Below are 18,156 nucleotides of genomic sequence, written 5' to 3'. Positions count from 1 at the left end.
TGCCGGGATTTCTTGAAGATTTGTTTCTCCGGACTCCTTGTTTACCGGCGGCCTGGGGGAGGGGTCGGGGCCCCCTTGTCAGGCGAAAGGCGGTGAGCACATTGTCCACACCGGAGTGAGGTCCTCCCGTTGCTCCTGTGTGGCTCCCTCCGTGCATACTTCCGCTGAGACGTGTTCATGGGTCCACGAGTTCGGTGCGGTCGGTCCACGGGTCGGCGATGCCGATGTACTGGGTGGTGGTGTATTCGGCGATCCCTTCGGAGCCGCCTTCGCGGCCTAGCCCGGACTGCTTGACGCCACCGAAGGGCGCGGCGGCGTTGGAGATGACGCCGGCGTTGAAGCCGACCATGCCGAATTCGATCTGCTCCGCGACGCGCAGCAGTCGGTTAAAGTCGCGGCTGTAGACGTACGAGGCGAGGCCGTATTCGCTGGCGTTGGCGAGCCGGATGGCGTCCTGTTCGGTGGCGAAGGTGGTAACCGGGGCGACGGGGCCAAAGATTTCCTGGCGCAGGATTTCGGCGTCGTTGGGCACGTTGGCGAGCACGGTGGGCGGGTAGAAGTAGCCGGGACCGTCCGCGGGGGCGCCGCCGGTGAGGGCGGTGGCGCCGGCGTCGACGGCGGCGGACACGAGGGCGTGGACGTCGTCGCGGGCGCCGGCGTCGATGAGCGGGCCCACCTGGGTCTCCGGTTCGGTGCCTCGGCCTGTGGCCAGGGCGCTCATGGCCGCGGCGAACTTTCGGGTGAACTCCTGTGCGACGGATTCCTGGACAAGGAAGCGGTTGGCCGCGGTGCAGGCCTCTCCCATGTTCCGCATCTTCGCGGCCATGGCGCCGTCGACGGCCTTGTCCAGGTCCGCATCCTCGAACACGATAAACGGTGCGTTGCCGCCGAGCTCCATGGAGGTCCGCAGGACATTCTGGGCGGCATCGGTCATGAGGCGCTTGCCCACCGGGGTGGAGCCGGTGAAGGAGACCTTCCGCAGTCGGGTATCGGCCAGCAGCGGCCCGGAGATTCCGGCGGCGCTGGCGGAGGCCACGACGTTCAGGACGCCGGCGGGCAGACCGGCGTCGAGCATGGTCTGGGCGAACAGCTGTGCGGTCAGGGGGGTGAGCTTGGCCGGTTTGAGGACCATGGTGCAGCCAGCGGCTATGGCCGGGGCGACCTTGCGGGTGGCCATGGCGAGGGGGAAGTTCCAGGGGGTGATCAGCAGGCACGGGCCCACGGGCTTGTGCTGGACCAGGATTTTGTTCTTGCCTTCGGGGGTGGTGAGGTAGCGGCCGTAGTCGCGGACGGTTTCTTCGGAGAACCAGCGCAGGAATTCGGCGCCGTAGGTGACTTCGCCGCGGGCGTCGGCCAGGGGTTTGCCCATTTCCAGGGTCATCAGCAGCGCGAAGTCCGCGGCGCGCTCGGTCACGAGGTCAAAGGCGCGGCGCAGGATTTCGGCCCGTTCACGCGGGGCGGTCCGGGCCCAGGAAGCCTGCACCTTGTCCGCGGCGTCGAGCGCCGCGAGTGCGTCTTCGCTGGTGGCGGACGCCAGGGTGGCGAGCACCGCGCCGGTGGCGGGATCGTGGACGTCGAACGTGCCGCCGTCGGACGCGTCACGCCACAGTCCGTCGATGAGCAGGCCAGTGGGCACGCTGGCGATCAGCGCCGTCTCCCTGGCCGAGCTGATGGCGGCGGAGGTCATGGGTGAAACTGTCATGGGAATGTCTTTCAGTAGGCGTGATGAAGTCGGCGCATGCCTCCAAGTGCGGCTAGAGGCTGTCCTGGATCTGGGGGCGCTGGGCGTTCGCGATGCTGACACGGGGGTTCAGGCCGAGTGAACCTGGATCAACGGCAATCATTCCGCCGTCGACGGGCAACACTGCGGCATTGATGTACGACGCTTGGTCTGAAAGCAGCCAGGCCACGACTCGGCCCACTTCGGAGGCCTCCGCCGGCCTGCGGCTCGGCACGAACGAGGTGGCCGCAGCATAAGCATCTTGACGTTCCAGCCCGAGTTCGATCCCATATTCATCCATCTCAAGATCTGCCATTTCCGTCCGGGTCCATCCTGGACACACAGCATTGGCCCGAACACCCAACGGCCCGTAGTCCACGGCCACGGACTGCATCAGCATGACAAGACCCGCCTTTGTGGAGTTGTACCCGGCGATGCCGCCGGTTGCCCTCAGCGCGGCGGCGGAAGCGACCCCCACGATGGCGCCTCTCGCCGCCACGAGGTGCGGCAACGCGGCGCGGACCAGACGGAATGGTCCGGTCAGGTTCGTCCTGACCATGTCGTCCCAGTCTCGATCTGTCAGCTCCCCGGCGGGGCCGGGTCGGAGAATTCCCGCGTTCAGCACAAGGCCATTGATGGATCCAAATCGGTCGAGGGTGCGTGCAACTATTCGGTGGATGTCGTCATCTGACGAAGCGTCCGCGGCGAAGGGAATCGCGCCCGTGGATTCAGCAACTCCATGGAGAGCTTCGAGCCGGCGGCCGCAAATCACGACGTCCCATCCTTCGGATCTAAGGGCCTTGGCTGTTGCTGCACCGATGCCTGTTCCTCCCCCGGTAACGATGGCTACGGGACCAGTGTTCAATTTTCAGTCCTTCTGTAGGGGCCGGATCGGAAGTCCGCCGACAAACCTCTCATGACACCAGACACTGTTTCCCGGGCTGACTGTAGGCCGGGAACAGTGTCTGGACAGGCATTCTTCAGCCGTTGATGACCTGGGGCACGCCGAGGGCTTTGAGGCCTTCGACACCGAATTCCAGCCCGTAACCTGATTGTTTGGCTCCGCCGAAGGGGATGCGCGGGTCGACGGCGCCGTGCCTGTTGATCCAGACGGTTCCGGCTTCGAGCCGGGCCGCCACCTTGCGGGCTTCGGGGAGGTCGGAGGACCACACGGAGGCGCCGAGTCCGAAGTCGAGCGCGTTGGCTTTGGCGACTGCCTCGTCCACGGTGGCGTAGCGGATGATCGGCAGGGCGGGGCCGAACTGTTCCTCGGCCACCAGCGGGTTGTCGTTGTCGATGTCGGCCACGAGCGTGGCGGGGTAGAAGTGGCCGGGCTGGTCCGGGTCCGGGTTGCCGCCCAGCAGGATCCGGGCACCGGAGTCCTTGGCCGCCTGGACCAGGGAGGCGACGATCTCGTACTGAGCCCTGTTCTGCAGCGGCCCGAGGACGTTGTTCTCGTCCAGGCCGTTACCCATCGGCATGGCGGCGGCGAACTTGGTGAGTTCTTCGCAGACGTCGTCATAGATGTCCTCGTGCACGTAGAGTCGCTTGAGCGCCGCGCAGGTCTGGCCGGTGTTAATGAAGGCCCCCCAGAAGAGGTCTTCGGCGATCGCCTTGGGGTCGGCGTCGGGCAGGACGATGCCGGCGTCGTTGCCGCCGAGCTCCAGGGTGAGGCGTTTGACGGTGTCGGCGGAGGACCTGATGATGGCCTTGCCCGTGTCGGTAGAGCCGGTGAACATGATCTTGCCGATGGCGGGGTGTTCGGCCAGGCGGGCACCCACCTCTCGGTCCCCGCTGATTGCCGTCAGCAGACCTACCGGGAGTTCCTGATTCATTACGTGGATGAGAGCCAGAACGCTCAGGGGGGTGTTTTTGGAGGGTTTGACCACCACGGCGTTGCCCATCCGCAAGGCGGGGGCTATTTGCCAGATGGTGATCATCATGGGCCAGTTCCACGGACCGATCGCCCCCACGACGCCGATGGGCTTGTAGTGCAGTTCGGCGTAGGTTTCGCCGTCGTCCACCACAGTTTCCGGGTCCAGCGCGGTGGCGGCGGTGGCACGGAGCCAGGCGACGCAGGCGCCGACTTCGAACCGTGCGTTGGGGCCGTTGAGCGGCTTGCCCTGCTCCCGGGAGAGCAACCGGGCGAGTTCCTCGGCGGATCGTTCGACGGCGTCCGCTGACTTGAGCAGCGCGGCGCTGCGGGCGTCGTGCCCGAGCGCGGCCCAGGCCGGCTGCGTCGCCTGGGCCGCCGCAACCGCCCTCTCGAGGTCCTCAATGGTATGTACGGGTGCTTCGCCGACGGGGGTGCCAGTGGCGGGGTCAAGAATGGTCCGGGTTTCGCCGGAGACCGGGGTGATCGAGGCCAGAAGGGCGTCGTAGGTTTCCATTGTTACTCCTCAATGAGTAGCTAGTGTGCAGTCCCGTTCGGCTCTGCAGTATGGCGGTGCGCCGGGGGTTAGTGCTTGTGGGTGTCCTGAGGGTATTCGGTGGTGTTCAGGACACTGAGGCGGGAGTTGAAGGGCAGGATCACCGGTTCGGCGGCGGGGTCGTCCCAGCCGAACATCCGGCCGATGGAGCGCTGCTCACGAAGATCGACCAGCAGCACGGCCTCAACGGTCATGACTTTTTCTGTCCAGAAGAAAATGAAGAGGTCCTCGGCGACGTCCCATGTCATGCAACGGTCCGTATCGGCAAGTCCTGCCTCGCCACCCCGGATGCAGTTCCAGGTGAACGTGCCTGGATTCAGGTAGATGTGTTCGTAGGTTTCGATGTCGCTGTAGCGGTAGAAGATCCGCTTGCCGACCAGGCCAGAGGAGCGCTGGTGTTGCGCCGTCGAACCAAACGTGTTCGCGTAGCTGAATTCGGTGGTGCTCCGAGTCTTGCCATCCCGGACGACGAAGCTTGAAACAGCGGTCGTGACGGCCCCGGTGTTGCGGTCCAGGACGATCGTGACGTTCTCGGCGTCGAAGCCTTTGCCCCAGACGAAGTCGATGATGAAGATCCCGGGACGCGCCTCGATGGCCTTGTAGGCGGCCGTCCGAATGCTCCGTTCGCCGTCGTTTTCGACGATGGTCCAAGTGAGGGAAAAGGCGTCGTTGAATGTGTACTTGGCGGTAGATCCGTCCTCTGCCGGGAGTCGGAGCGTGGTGCCGGATAGTGCCGGGGAGGCGGGGAGGGTCTGGTCCCCGAAGCCGTCGAGCATGGTCGAGACGGGGGGCCACTGGTCTTCGGGAATGTAGTCCTGAAATTCGGCGGTGGTCATGATGTTGTTCCTTCTGCTGTTCATGGGGGCTATTTCGGGGTGTTCTGTGAGGAGGGTCAGACGATTTCTGCGGCGTAGTCGATGGAGGGTTTCTGCGTCCCGCGGATCAGTCCTGCTACGAGGAAGACCGGGATGCCGAGCAGGAGCCACCGGGCGATTCCGCCGGCACCGCCGAGGAGGGCGTCGTAGTTGTCCAGGGTCAGGTATCCGATGAGGATGAAGGCCAAGAAGGACAGCGAGGGGGCGATGAGGGTGACCCAGAGGTTGTCCCGGATGCGGCTTCTTTGGAAGAAAACGATGATCGCGGCTGAGGTCAGCAGGAGGATGCTGATGAAGCCGGCCGTGCCCAGGGCGACAAACCATGCGAACACCGTCGTGATCGGGTCGGCTCCGGTCAGGAGGAAGGCGCTGATGATGACCAGCACGACGAGGGCATTGGCGAGCCCTGCGAAGGACGGCGCTCCGCTCTTGGAGACAGAGGACAGTTTGGCGGGCAGGGCGCCGGCGCGGCCCAGTGCGAAGAGGTACCGGGCAAACATGTTGGACAGACCCAGCAGCATGGCGATGAAGCTCGTGACGACCAGGACCTGCATCGAGACGCTGAGCCATGCTCCGGCGCTGGCATCGGCCAGGTCGAAGATCATGCCTGCGGGATTGTCCGTGGCCTCTGCCTGGATGCGGTCGATGCCGACGGCGCCACTGATGGCCCACGTCGAAAGGGTGTAGAAGAGGCCCACGAAGGCGATGACCAGGTAGGCCGCGCGGGGAATGGTGCGCCGCGGGTTTACCGCCTCTTCGGCGAAGACGACTGTCGCTTCGAAGCTTGTGAAGCAGGCGAAGGCGAACAGCAGGGAGATACCCAGGCCCGGCCCGAACACGTTGGAGGCGGTGAAACCTGCGAAAGTGAAGATTCCCAGGCCCTTCTGGGCAATGAGGGACACAATCAGGGCCGCGACAACGAGCGTTTCACCGAGGATGAGGATGCCCAGCACTTTCAGGCTCGCGTCCACGCCCTTCATGGTCAGTCCGGTCGTCACAGCCATCACGATGACGATCCACACGTACACAGGAAGTCCAAGTCCGGTCATGCGCTCCACGAGCTGCTGGGCAAACACGCCGAACTGGGACCAGAGGCCTACCTGCAGGCTGAGATAGGTCAGGATGGCGATCCCCGCGCCACCGGTGGCCCACTTGGTGCCGAGTCCCTTCGCTATGTACGCGACGAAGCCACCGGCGTTGGTGATGTGCTGGCTCATCCGAAGGTATCCAACGGAGAAGAGAGCCACCAACAGGGCAGCAATTGTGTAAATCACGGGCGCCCCAGGGCCGCTGGCGGAAAACAGCACCGGACTCGCGCCTACAACGGCGGCCATCGGGGCAGCCGCAGCGATGGCAAAGAACGCCACTGCCAGAACACCGAGCTTGTTGGGCCGCAATCTTGCTGCGGTTGCGGCGCCCTCGGGGTCCTTCGTATCGAGTACCGCGGGGGTCCGATCTGTTTCTTGATCCATGAGTTGCTCTTTCGGAAGTGCAAATGGCGCAAAGGCCGATGCGAAGGGGATTAGGGGGCTCTGCATTCGTGCGACGGTGCGCGGTAGCGAGCAATGGCCGAAGCTGTTTGGGAGAGTGCGGCTCGGGCTGTGATTCCGGCCACACTCCAAACTCTACATCTGTATAGTTTCGACTGTCAATGGCCCCCACGAAGCCGGCCGACGAGGCTAAACTCGGGTTATGAGCCAGGAATCACGGAGATTGCCGTACGGAGACGGCCGCGACGCGTTGTTGTCGGCCGTGATTGACGTGGTCGCGGAAAAAGGCCTTCGGGGAGTGACGTACCGCTCAGTGGCCGCCCGCGCCGGGGTGAACCACACGCTGGTCACGCATCATTTCGGCTCTGTTGAAGGACTCCTCACCGCAACCATGGAATGGGCCGTTCAACGATCCATCGACGAAACAGGACTGGCGCGCATCGCGGATTTCGATGGAAAGTTCGCTGATGCCCTCATGGCCACGGTGTCGGCAGAACCGGAACTGCAGCTGTTCCAATTTGAAATGCTCCTGGAGGCGCGGCGTAAGCCGGAAATCCTCGCCATAGTGGAACGCCTCTACGAGAACTATGTCGGCACCGTCGAGGCGGCCCTCCGCCAACGAGGCATCGACACCGGGGGAGAGGCCGCCCTGGCGATCTTCGCCGCCCTGGACGGGCTCATGCTCCAGTACCTGACGCTCGGCCATCCCGCGAAGATCCGGGCTGCTGTCATTCAGGTGGGCAAGCTTCTGTCAGGACTTCCAAGCTCGAGGAGCGGTCACTCTGACGACATCGCTAATCCGTCGCTCAGCCTGCAGCATCCCTGACGGGAGCGCCGAACTCGCATCCCGCTGGGTCATAGGTCAGGCTGGGCCGGAAGTCGGGTCCGCATGCGGGCTGGCATCGCGGCTGCGCATGAGCACTTCATGGACCTCCTCCAGCGAGGCTGCGATCAGCGCCCTGTCGACTCCAGCGAGGTACTGGAGGACTAGCCCATCCAGTGCTGCGAAGAGCATGCGGGCCACTACCCGGACGTTCCCGTTCATGCCAAATGCCGTCAACCCGTCAGCCAGGGCCGCTACGTAGTTTTCGTAAAATGCCAGTACTCCAGCGGCGAGTTCGGGGCGGCGGCGAGATTCGAGAATCATCTCGTACTGGAACACCTGCAACTCCGGGTCTTCCAGGAGCAGGTCCAGAAGCGAATCGGTGAAGGAGCGTCCGAGTGCGGCAGCTTCCCGAAGCTGGGACGCTCCGATCGAGCGTTCGGCCGCCCATTCCATCGCCGCCACGATCAGTGCGTCACGGGAGCCGAAGTGGTGGGCGACCAAGGTGTTGTTAACGCCTGCGCACTCTGCGACGGATCTGTAGGTGAGGCCGCGAAGGCCCTTTTGTGCCGCCACTGTCACGGCGGCACGGAGCAGCGCCTCCTTCCCTGTTCCGTATTTTGACGACGCAGCTGGTTGGGTCATGAATCGAGTCTAGTCAGTCCACGAGCGCTGGCGCGCGGGTATTGACATGAAACTCAGCACTTGCTTAGATGCTTGGTACGTGATCCGAGTCACTAACGACAACAGGCCATCCAGCCATCACCTTGTGCCAGCACCAGAGCTTGGCACCGCTACCCCATGGAGTGGAAATGTCCCTCAGCAGCCCTGCCTTCACCACCGCCGCATCCTTGGACCGAACCAAGAACGAACCCTTTGAACTGGGATCCGTCCAGTGGATCCGGAGATTTGGCGCGGGGGACCGTGAGGCGCTGGCGTGCGGCTACTGGCACGTAACCCCGGAAGAGGCGCCAGAACCCTTCGATCTGCTCATCGAAGCCGACGAGACGATCGCCATCATCGAAGGTCACATCATCATCGAAGTCGAAGGCGGGACCATCTACGACCTGACTCCCGGCGGCGCTGCATCCCTGAACAAGGGCGCCCGAACAAAGTGGACCGTTCTTGAGCCCGCCATCGAATTCTTCGTCTACTCCTAGGAACTGACAAGTGAACAACGCAGCAGACATCACGAATGTCGACGTCGTAGTGATCGGCGCGGGATTCGCAGGACTCACGGCCGCCCGTGAACTCACGCGGCAGGGGGCCACCGTCCGCATCGTGGAAGCACGAGATCGGATCGGCGGACGGACCTGGCTGGACCACCGCCTCGGAAGAGATCTGGAAATCGGCGGCACCTGGGTTCACTGGACCCAACCCTACGTTTGGGCCGAGCTCAAGCGCTACGGCCTTGGGACAACCCCCAGCCCCGAACCGCAGCGCGCGTTTTGGTGGGCAGATGGCGCCCGCCATGAGGGAGACCCCGGCACGCTACTCGGCCTTATCGGTGCAACCAACGAGCGCCTTGTCCAAGACTCCCGCAAATATTTTCCGGAACCATTCCGCCCGCTGGCATCGGATCACTTTAAGGACATCGACGACGTTTCCGTGCTCGACCGGATCCGCTCTCAATTCCCCGAAGGCGGCCAGCGCGAAATTCTCGAATCATTTTGGGCCCTCAACTTCAACGGCCCACTGGAGCACGCAGCCCTGACGCAGGCTCTGAGGTGGGTGGCCCTGACCAACGGCGATTGGGCAGTCAGCTTTGAAGCCTGCGCTACTTACAAGATCGTCGGAGGTACTGCAGCTCTGGCGCAGGCCATTCTTGACGACTCGTCAGCCTGCGTCGAGTACGGCTTTGTCGTGGGGGACGTCCGTGACGAAGCCGGAACCGTGACGGTCACCAGTACAGATGGAAGGTCACTCCGCGGTGCCAGTGCGATTGTGACAGTTCCGATTCATGCCCTTCACCAGGTGGCGTTTGATCCGGAGCTTCCTCCCGCGAAGCAGGAAGGAATCACCAGGGGGCAGGTGTCAAGGGGAGCGAAGGTTTGGATCCGGCTCCGTGGACTGCACACCCCCTTCGTAGCCCTCGGCGGAGCGGACTGGCCGCTGAATTTCTTCCAGGCCGAATACGAAGTCGACGGCGACACGATCGTTGTAGGGTTCGGCCCGGACTCTGCGAAGATCGACGTCGAAGATGCCACCGCTGTCCAGCGCCAGCTTCAGCGACTTCTCCCCGATGCCGAAGTTATTGACGTCGCCAGCCATGACTGGGTGGCCGATCCTCTCTCCGGTGAGACCTGGCCGATGCACGCAACAGGGTTCCTATCCCGGCATCTGGCCATCATGCAGCAGGCCCACGGGCGCATACTGTTCGCCGGCTCTGATATCGCGAATGGCTGGGGCGGCTTCATTGACGGAGCGATCGAAAGCGGAATGGAGGCCGCCCGCGACGCGGCCGCACTGTTGCACCTCAATCATTCCTGAACGCGTCCGGGGAGCCGTCTGCAGGAGTGCGGGCGCATTCCATGGCAGCCATGGTTGCCACCATGGACTTCTTGATTGGGGCGTTGGCGGTACTCGGTGTGCCAGCTGGTTTGGCGGGCATTTGGTACTGGTCGTCGCGAAGGGATCGCCGGAACGGCATTAGGCGCAGAGGTAGCGGAGAGCTGCTCGGAATCGCTGATGAAATTTTTCGTCCGCATACGCATCAGGCTCAGCAGATACAGAAGATCCAACATGCGCTCCCAGCTCCGGCGCCGTCCCCTGGAGATCCCCCAGCTTCAACACCACAGTGAGAATCGTCTACTGGTTGTCCCGATTCCAAGGAAGCGGGACGGAGTACATTCGGGATGGGCGGCTTCCATGCTGCTCCGTCTAGGCAGACGCAACCAACGAGAACTGGAGACTCACCCGATGGTTGAGCTAGCCCCCTGAACTGCGATATGTCAGTTCTCGGACGGTTTTCCACTGGCTGATCCCTGCAGTCGCTGTAGGTTTTGTTCGGCGGCGTCTGCGACCCGCAATCCACTGGCTGAAGCCGGCCCCAAAACTGGCGGCAAAGCGGGGCCCTGTCGTTGAATGCGCCCGCCGCTTCCGGTGAGCACCGCCGTTGCCACTCCTCCCAGCAGGAGCACTCCGCCAGCCACTTCGGTGGCCGAGGGCACTTCCTGCAGGGCCAGCCACGCGGCGCTCATCCCCACGACCGGGACTAGCAGCGTGAACGGGACCACGGCCGACGGCGAATATTTCGCGAGCAGCCGGTTCCAGATCCCGTAGCCCACCAGCGAAGCGAAAACCGCAGTGTATAGCGCGCTCAGGACAGTGGCGGGCTGGAGGTCTCCGATCGTTGCGGTGATGGCATCGGGGCCATCGATGATCAGTGAAAGTCCGGCGAGCGGGAGCGGGACCACCGCACCCGACCAGACCACCAGCCCCAGGCCCGACGCCGCCCTGGCTTTGCGTGCAACCACGTTCCCCACAGCCCAGGAAAGCCCCACGGCCAGCACAATGACGAACGGAAGTAGCGGGGCAACGGCGCTACGGCCCACCGCCACTACCGCCAGGCCGGCGACGCCAAGTACGACGCCGGCCAACTGACGCCCGCTGGGCCGCTCGCCCAGGAACACGGCGGCCAACAGCACCGTAAGCAGAACCTGCGCCTGTAGCACCAGGGATGCCAGACCAGCCGGCATGCCCAGCGCCATGGCCAGGTACAGCAGTCCGAACTGGCCGGCGCTCATGAAGAGTCCGACGCCGATAATTGCTGCCCAGCTGACATCAGGCTTGCGCACGAAGAAGATCCAGGGGAAGACCACCAGGACAAAGCGCATGGCCACGAACAGCAACGGCGGAACGTCGCGTCCGTTGGTGTGGAGGCCCAAGTCGATGGCCGCGAAGTTTAGGCCCCACAAGACAGCGACGAGGGTGGCAAGCAAGGAATGGCGAAGGTTCACGCTCCTCACCCTGACAGAGAGGAGAATGAAGCACCAGCGTTGATTCACACCGGATAGCATGTACGTTTGCTTCATGATAGATATCGGAGCGCTCCGTGCGCTGGCAGCGATTGAGCACCATGGTTCCGTCATTGCAGCATCAGAGGTGATGGGTTTCAGCCCGTCGGCGGTATCGCAGCAGATCAAGAAGCTGGAAAAGCAGACTGGCTTCTCGGTCCTGGAGCGGCATGGCCGAGGGGTGCTGCTGACTGAACGCGGACTTGCCTTGGCCGCTTACGGGCGCCGCATTCTCGCCGAACTGGAAGAACTCCAGTCCACGCTCCTGTCCGATCCCGCCAAACCGTATGGCCGTTTGAAGGTGGTGTCCTTCTCCACTGCGTGCCGGGGGCTGGTGGGGCCGATGCTGGGCATGCTCGCTTCCTCCGGAACTGATCTGGACGTCACTGTGCTGGCTGAGGACCCACGTGAAGCGGTGGCACGTGTAGCCGGCGGGGAAGCCGACCTCGGCATCGTCCACGACTGGAACTCCGTGCCGCTTGTGATTCCAGAGCACGTGATGCTCGAGTGGCTGTGCGATGACATCGCGGATCTTCTGGTTCACCGCAACCATCCCCTGGCAGGAAGGGCGGAAGTGGAGGCTGCCGATATGGTCGATGAGCGCTGGATCAGCACCCCGCACGGCGCTATCTGCAACGAGGCCCTATTGCGGATGTTTGCCGATCTGGGCCGTGTCCCGGATATCCAGGTCTACGATCCGGACTTCGCAACCCACATCGCGCTGGTGGAACAAGGGGCCGTGGTGGCGCTCGTGCCTCGTCTCGGCAGGCCCGCCCTGCCCCCGGATGTGGTCACTGTACCGGTGGTCCACCCCGTGCCGGCTCGTCGTGTGGGGATGGTGCACCGCAGGACCATGACCGAAAGCCCGGGCATTCAGCACCTTGCCAGCCTCCTGCGCAAGATTGCAGGCCCAGCTGCGTGCTAGAGGCGCCGTAGGCGCAGAGCAACAAGCGTCCTCTCCGCATCACCCCCGGAGACCCTGACGGCCCGGCATCCGACAGCCCAAAAGCCCGGCTCCGGGCGTGCCGACAGGAGGTAGCCGGATATTCAGGCGGAGGCGTCGAGGATGCCCGCACAAGCAGCGAGGGGGAGAAGACCCCGACCACAGGTTCCAACGTCGGATCATTGGATCCGACGTTGGCTATCTCAAACGGCCGCCGGCCGAGCTCGACGGGATGCGGGTCGACCGTTGTGAGATCGAACCCGGCAATTTCGGTATCAGTTGGCTCTTCAAGCGATCGAACGCGCTTGGGCCGGGCTTCGTTCAATTCCTTGGATCTGGCCATTTTCGAGTGTGTACATCGTCGACACTTCGGCCTTCGGACCGGGCCGTACGTGGGCCGGATCGGGCCGGATTCCGCATGTTTCCGGGGGAGTCCCGTGTTTGCGTGGGAGGGAATCCGTTTGTGCTTCGGTACCCGTTCATGGCTGTCCTTGGCTTGGGCGACATGACCTGAGAGCAACCGGTGGTAAGTTTCATATCTGCGCGTCGCTGATTGTTCATCCTGTTCCTCCTCAGGCCTCGCCCTATGGCATGGCTTTGGGTACCAAGGGTTGGGTGATGCTCGTCTGTTGCCTCATGGCACAAGGTCCGGGAAAGGGGTAGATCTCGCGACGCCGCTGGGGTAGGTTGAGCGCAACTATCAGCGTCGCCGGGGAGTCAACCGTGACCAGTAGCAGGCACAATCACAATTGGCGTGTCCCCTCCCGCCTCCTCATCGCGCTCGGCATCGCAACCGCGACTGCGTTGGCGCTCTCCGGATGTACGTCCACGCCCACGCAGGCCCCCGCGTCGTCCACTGCGCCGCCGTCGGTGGCCGCTTCAACTACCGGCACGACGGAGGGAGGAAAGACAGGAGCCGCGACTCTGGGAGGGCTGGACAAAGCCAAGGTCCAGGACACTTTCCGGACTCTCGCCAAGGAGCTACTCGTACCGGGAGCGGCCATGATGCTCCGCACCCCTCAAGGCGACGTCAGCCTCACCTACGGCGTGACGAGCGCCGGAGGGTCAACACCCGTCTCGCTCGACGACCACATCCGCATCGGCTCCGTCACAAAGACGTGGACTGGGACCGTCATTCTGCAGCTCGTGCAGGAAGGCAAACTCAAGCTTGAGGATCCCGTTTCGAAGTACCGCTCTGATGTACCGAACGGCGACAACATCACCATTGAGCAACTCCTGACCATGCGGAGCGGAATCTACAACTACTCGGAGTCGTACGAGCTCAGCAAGGCGCTAGATACCACGCCGCACCGAGTTTGGACGCCTGAACAACTGGTGGCCATCGCCCTGCCGCTGCCCGCTTATTTCGGCCCCGGCGAAGGCTTTCACTATTCGAACACCAACACGGTTCTGCTGGGGCTCATAGCCGAGAAACTGGATGGTAAGGACTTCGGGCAGATCGTGCGCGATCGGATCCTGGGACCACTCGGACTGAAACAAACATCGTTTCCGGCGTCTGACTCTTCGGTCCTTCCCGAGCCTTTCTCCCGCGGTTACATGTACATGGACAACCTCCTCACCCTGTCCACGGCCAGACTTCCGGCTGACTTGATAGCTAAGGCGCAGGACGGCTCTTTGAAACCGAATGACTATACAAATGCCAACCCTTCTTGGACGTGGGCTGCCGGGCAGGGCGTCTCCACGGCGGGCGACCTCATGACCTTGGCGGAGGGCCTCACCGACGGCAAGCTGCTCAACCCGGACCTTCAAAAGAAGCGCATGGACAGCCTTGCGCCGATCGATCCGGACAACCCAGGCGCGGCGCGGTATGGCATGGCATTGGCCCAGTTCGGCCCGCTCTACGGACACACCGGCGAACTCCCCGGCTACAACACCTTCATGGGCAGAGATCCGCAGAACAATGTGACCTTGGTGGTGTGGACCAACCTTGCCCCGTCACCGGATGGACGGGACCCGGCATCGACTATCGCCAAGGCCATCATCGGGGACCTCTACGGCGCAGCGCCTTCAGGTCCAGCCACGCGGTGAACCTGACACGGCGACGCCGGCCTGGCCTGAGAGCTCGGCCCCGGGGGTTATCTGTGCAGAGGGAATGCAGTTGCACTGGACCGTGCGTACCATTGTGATCAAAAAGCGGGTGCGTACGTTGTCCACACTTTGGGCTTCGGATGGGGTCGTATGTGGCTCGGACCGGGCCGGATTCCGCATGTTTCCGCGTGAGTCCAGTGTTTGCGGGGGAGGGAATGCAGTTCGAGTCCCACCTCGGGCACAGCATTTCCCCTCGTCAGAGGGGTTTTTGCTTTAACGTGTGTACATTGACCCTGCTCGGGTCCCTCTGACGCTTGTCGCGGCCTGTGGCCCATGAAGTCATGTGGATGACGGGTTCAGGGCCGTGTCCCCTACCTGGGATCGATGCTGAACCTGACCCCTGAGGTCAGTCAGCTCGACGAACCATTGACGCCCGCGCAGCTGGCTGCTGCAAGCCCAACCCCATTCGATCCGCGCTCCGTTCGCGCCCTTGATGTCGCCCGCGAGGGGTGGACGATCCGCGACATCCTCGCCCATGGCGTCATCGACTACCACCCCACCCCCGTCGGCCCCGCCTCGGTCACCGCGGATCACATGCAGGAAAAGTCTGCCGCGGGGTTTGCCGGTGTTGTTAGAGGCGGGAGGGGAATGCGGTGCGGCGTCCGTAGATGGTCAGCATGAGTGCGGCCAGGCCGGCTACGATCATCACGACCGTAAGGACCAGGCCGCTGAAATTCGTCAGCAGCGCGGCGCCGAGGATGCCGGCGGTGAAGATAGCGAGGTTGAACGCCACCGGCAGGAACGAGTTCGCCACGTCGGAGTCCGCGCCGCCGGTGGTGGTGAGGGCGGCTTGGAGCTGGGCGGCCGCCCCGCCGAACGTAATCCCCCACAGCACGGTCGCGGCGATGATCGCCGGGGCCGATGTGTGGCCGACCAGCAGCACCACCGCGGCCGCGATGAACAAGGTGACGCTTCCATGCAGCAACGGGCGGGGGTGGCGGTCCAGGAGCGCGCCGGTGATGATGATGCTGGCGATCGAGGCGACACCGAAGATGAAGAGTTCGACGTCGGCGGTGAGGCTGCTGCCGGTAATCCTCAGGTACGGGGCGATGTAGGTGTAGATGGTGTTGTGGGCCAGCATCCACGTGAAGATGACGGCCAGGATCACGGCTACGCCGGGGATGCGGAAGACCCGGACCAGGGGAAGCCGGGAGGTTCCGGGCTGCCCCTCGGCGTCGGGCGCGACACCAGCGATGAAGACACCGGCGATCACGGCGACCGCGGTGAGTCCGGCGAAGGCCCAGCGCCAGTCGAAGGTCGTTCCGAGCCAGGCCCCCAGTGGTGTGCCGAGAGCGAATCCGACGGGTGCCCCGACAGAGACGATCGCCAGCGACAGGCCTGCACGGGAGGGCGGGCTGATCTTCCGGCCGTAGGCGGCCAGCATCCCCCAGATGATTCCAGAGAACGCGCCGGCGACGAAACGCGATACCAGCGACAGGGTCACGTCGCTGGAGAGGGCGGTGGTGGTGTTGGCCAGGATGAGTCCGAGGATCGCGCCGAGGAGCAATGGCTTGCGGCGCATGCCCCGGGTAAAGGTGATGGCGGGGATCGTGATGAGCACCGTACCCAGGGCGTAGGCGCTCACGAACAGTCCGACGGTGCCTTCGCTGGTCCCCATGCTGGTGGCGATAACGGGCAGCAGGCCGGCCGGCATGGTCTCCATCGCGACGAGGACGAAGCCGATGACGGCAAGCGCCGACAGAGTGGCGAGCGGCAGCCGTTTCGGCTTCTCAGTCGATTCCGGGGTCGGAGCCGGAGCGGTGCTAAGGGTGGTCATTTTTCTCCTTGCCCTCGACGGGGTTGCGCGGTTACTTGCTGGTCGGGAACGGTTCGGCGTGATCGCGGAACGTGTCGCGTCGGGTGTGGTGCTCCCACAGCCGCTGCGCGAGGGCGCCGGGATCGTTATGCGGGTGTCCGGGGTCGATGGCGCCGGGGATGATCAGCTGTCCGACGTGAATGTTCTCGGCGCCGAGGGTGTCGTGGAGCATCGTCGCCAGCGCGGTTTCACCGGCGAAGGCGATGGACGTCCCGGCAACCAACGGGTTCGGGCGGACGGCTGAACCGCCATTGACGAACAGGACGGTTCCGCGTCCCAACGTGCGCATGCCGCTAAGGACCTGGTGCACGGCCGTGACGGGTCCGTAAATGGAGAACTCCACCGCTGCGGCCAGATCCTTCACCGTGGTTTCCAACACGGGGCGCAGGAATTCCTTCTGCGGCAGCGGACTGTATTCCAGGACCTCGATCGTGCCTAGCTCTTGTGCGGCCTGCTCCAGCGCCGCGGTGAGGGCTTCCGGGTCCCGGACACTGGCGGCGTAGCCGCGGGCGGATAAGCCTTCCGCGGCCAGTTCTTCTGCGAGCAGGTCGAGCTTGTTCTGGTTGCGGGAGATCAGGGCAATGGCGAAGCCTTCGGTTCCGAAGCGGCGGGCGATGGCTGCGCCGAGCCCTGTGCCGGCGCCGACGATGGCAATAGTGGTCATTACGTCCTTAGGGAGTGAGGCGGTGATCAGCGGGGGAGGATGAGGTTGAAAACTTTGCCCGGGTCGTACCGCTGGTCAGTTCTTATCCAGTCAAGACGCAAACCGTCCAGCGCGGGAGTCTCTGTCAAGGGGTGTACCAGCAGGGGACCCCAACGAAGTTCGCAGGGACGTATTCTCGTGGCATGGACAATAGAGCCGAGGTACGCGAGTTCCTGATGTCGCGCCGCGCAAAGATCACCCCCGAACAGGCCGGATTTCCCGCCGGGCCGAACAGGCGAGTTGCCGGGCTTCGCCGCACAGAAGTGGCGGCACTCGCCGACGTCAGCGTCGAGTACTACGCCAAGCTCGAACGTGGTGCTATCGGCGGAGCCTCCTCGTCCGTGCTTGACGCCATCGCCCGCGCCCTTCTTCTCGATGACACGGAACGAACCCACCTCTTCGACCTTGCCCGCGCAGCCGACGGTATTCCGCTATCCGGGCGTCCCCGCCGACGATCCACGAAAAACGCCGTCAGTCGGCCCAGTCTGCACTGGGTACTCAACACAATTACCGACGGCGTTGCGTTCGTTCGCGACCAGCACCAGGACCTCCTTGCTACTAATGAGCTCGGCAGGGACTTCTATGCGCCCCTCATCGGCGACGGCGGTCGCACCCCGAACCTGGCCCGGTTCCAGTTCCTCGACCCTGCATCCCGGGACTTTTATCCTGACTGGGAGCTCTTCGCTGAGATGTGCGTGGCGATTATGCGGGCCGAAGCCGGCCGTGACCCCAATGACAAAGGGCTCCAGGACCTCGTTGGTGAGCTCTCCACGCGCAGCGACGTATTCCGGCGCCTGTGGGGCGCGCATGACGTTAGGACCCACGGGTCCGGCACAAAACGATTCAACCATCCCGTCGTCGGCGAATTAACCCTCGCCTACGAAGAACTCATTATCACTGCCGACCCGGGCTGCGTCCTTATGATCTACACCGCCGAGCCCGGCTCGCCCAGTGCTGAGCGACTGCGGCTACTCGCCAGCTGGGCAGCTACGGGATCAGGAACCGGGGCGGGTGCGGGAGCTGTTGGCCCAGCTAACCGGCAAGCCAGTTGACGCATCCGTGAGGGGGGGTCGGTCGTCTTCGCGTGGGAGGCGTCGGCGCCTGCACCAGCCGGTTGGCTAATGGAATCGCGAACTTAGTACAGCATTGTGTGTTCGCGCATGATCGCATGATCGCATGGTCGCGCACGTTCTTCCTGGGCAAAAGGCACAGAATTGCAACGTCGCGGAATC

General features: G+C 63.7%; 15 protein-coding genes. 6 read left to right on the top strand and 9 right to left on the bottom strand.

Features of this window, described 5'->3' with window-relative positions; all coding sequences use genetic code 11:
• Window positions 1-175: 175 nt before the first annotated feature.
• From AC1DDO_RS04770 to AC1DDO_RS04750, 5 genes are all read right to left on the bottom strand, one after another.
• The gene (locus tag AC1DDO_RS04770) at window positions 176-1,702 is read right to left on the bottom strand and encodes an NAD-dependent succinate-semialdehyde dehydrogenase (RefSeq protein WP_476868773.1); all 1,527 of its coding nucleotides are present in this window, start codon (window positions 1,700-1,702) and stop codon (window positions 176-178) included.
• 52 nt (window positions 1,703-1,754) lie between these two features.
• Entirely contained in the window at window positions 1,755-2,585 is an 831-nt protein-coding gene (locus AC1DDO_RS04765) for an SDR family NAD(P)-dependent oxidoreductase (protein WP_476868772.1), read from the bottom strand.
• 115 nt (window positions 2,586-2,700) lie between these two features.
• Window positions 2,701-4,110 carry an aldehyde dehydrogenase family protein gene (locus tag AC1DDO_RS04760; protein ID WP_476868771.1) on the bottom strand — a complete coding sequence of 470 codons (1,410 nt, stop codon included), beginning with the start codon at window positions 4,108-4,110 and terminating at the stop codon, window positions 2,701-2,703.
• 68 nt (window positions 4,111-4,178) lie between these two features.
• Window positions 4,179-4,985: a MoaF C-terminal domain-containing protein gene (locus AC1DDO_RS04755; protein ID WP_476868770.1), complete on the bottom strand. Its 807-nt coding sequence runs from the start codon at window positions 4,983-4,985 to the stop codon at window positions 4,179-4,181.
• Between the two features lie 56 nt (window positions 4,986-5,041).
• A complete protein-coding gene (locus tag AC1DDO_RS04750; RefSeq protein ID WP_476971548.1) occupies window positions 5,042-6,496 on the bottom strand; it encodes an APC family permease in 1,455 nt (484 codons plus the stop codon).
• A gap of 220 nt (window positions 6,497-6,716) precedes the next feature.
• Here AC1DDO_RS04750 and AC1DDO_RS04745 point away from each other — a divergent pair, with 220 nt between their 5' ends.
• Entirely contained in the window at window positions 6,717-7,340 is a 624-nt protein-coding gene (locus AC1DDO_RS04745; protein WP_476971547.1) for a TetR/AcrR family transcriptional regulator, read from the top strand.
• 36 nt (window positions 7,341-7,376) lie between these two features.
• Here AC1DDO_RS04745 and AC1DDO_RS04740 read toward each other — a convergent pair whose 3' ends face one another.
• Window positions 7,377-7,982 (bottom strand): TetR/AcrR family transcriptional regulator, encoded by a 606-nt coding sequence (locus AC1DDO_RS04740; protein ID WP_476971546.1) that lies wholly within the window; start codon window positions 7,980-7,982, stop codon window positions 7,377-7,379.
• Between the two features lie 167 nt (window positions 7,983-8,149).
• Here AC1DDO_RS04740 and AC1DDO_RS04735 point away from each other — a divergent pair, with 167 nt between their 5' ends.
• Both AC1DDO_RS04735 and AC1DDO_RS04730 read left to right on the top strand, forming a co-directional pair.
• A complete protein-coding gene (locus tag AC1DDO_RS04735) occupies window positions 8,150-8,497 on the top strand; it encodes a cupin domain-containing protein (RefSeq protein WP_476868766.1) in 348 nt (115 codons plus the stop codon).
• Window positions 8,498-8,507: 10 nt separating this feature from the next.
• A complete protein-coding gene (locus tag AC1DDO_RS04730; protein WP_476971545.1) occupies window positions 8,508-9,827 on the top strand; it encodes a flavin monoamine oxidase family protein in 1,320 nt (439 codons plus the stop codon).
• Window positions 9,828-10,288: 461 nt separating this feature from the next.
• On the opposite strand, the gene AC1DDO_RS04725 is transcribed toward AC1DDO_RS04730, so the two are convergent.
• A complete protein-coding gene (locus AC1DDO_RS04725; protein WP_476971544.1) occupies window positions 10,289-11,296 on the bottom strand; it encodes an EamA family transporter in 1,008 nt (335 codons plus the stop codon).
• Window positions 11,297-11,369: 73 nt separating this feature from the next.
• On the opposite strand from AC1DDO_RS04725, the gene AC1DDO_RS04720 reads away from it, so the two are divergent.
• Both AC1DDO_RS04720 and AC1DDO_RS04715 read left to right on the top strand, forming a co-directional pair.
• Window positions 11,370-12,278, top strand: a complete 909-nt coding sequence (locus AC1DDO_RS04720) for a LysR family transcriptional regulator (RefSeq protein WP_476971543.1) — start codon at window positions 11,370-11,372, stop codon at window positions 12,276-12,278.
• A gap of 822 nt (window positions 12,279-13,100) precedes the next feature.
• Window positions 13,101-14,345 carry a serine hydrolase domain-containing protein gene (locus AC1DDO_RS04715; RefSeq protein WP_476971562.1) on the top strand — a complete coding sequence of 415 codons (1,245 nt, stop codon included), beginning with the start codon at window positions 13,101-13,103 and terminating at the stop codon, window positions 14,343-14,345.
• Between the two features lie 631 nt (window positions 14,346-14,976).
• Here AC1DDO_RS04715 and AC1DDO_RS04710 read toward each other — a convergent pair.
• Window positions 14,977-16,182: an MFS transporter gene (locus AC1DDO_RS04710; RefSeq protein WP_476971542.1), complete on the bottom strand. Its 1,206-nt coding sequence runs from the start codon at window positions 16,180-16,182 to the stop codon at window positions 14,977-14,979.
• 31 nt (window positions 16,183-16,213) lie between these two features.
• Window positions 16,214-16,885, bottom strand: coding sequence for an SDR family NAD(P)-dependent oxidoreductase (locus AC1DDO_RS04705; protein WP_476971541.1), 672 nt, complete (start codon window positions 16,883-16,885; stop codon window positions 16,214-16,216).
• 182 nt (window positions 16,886-17,067) lie between these two features.
• Between AC1DDO_RS04705 and AC1DDO_RS04700 the strand changes: the two genes are divergently transcribed.
• The gene (locus tag AC1DDO_RS04700; protein ID WP_476971540.1) at window positions 17,068-17,976 is read left to right on the top strand and encodes a helix-turn-helix transcriptional regulator; all 909 of its coding nucleotides are present in this window, start codon (window positions 17,068-17,070) and stop codon (window positions 17,974-17,976) included.
• Window positions 17,977-18,156: the final 180 nt, after the last annotated feature.

The organism is Arthrobacter sp. 10N43 (assembly GCF_056394525.1).
This window is presented reverse-complemented; position numbering and strand designations above follow the sequence as displayed.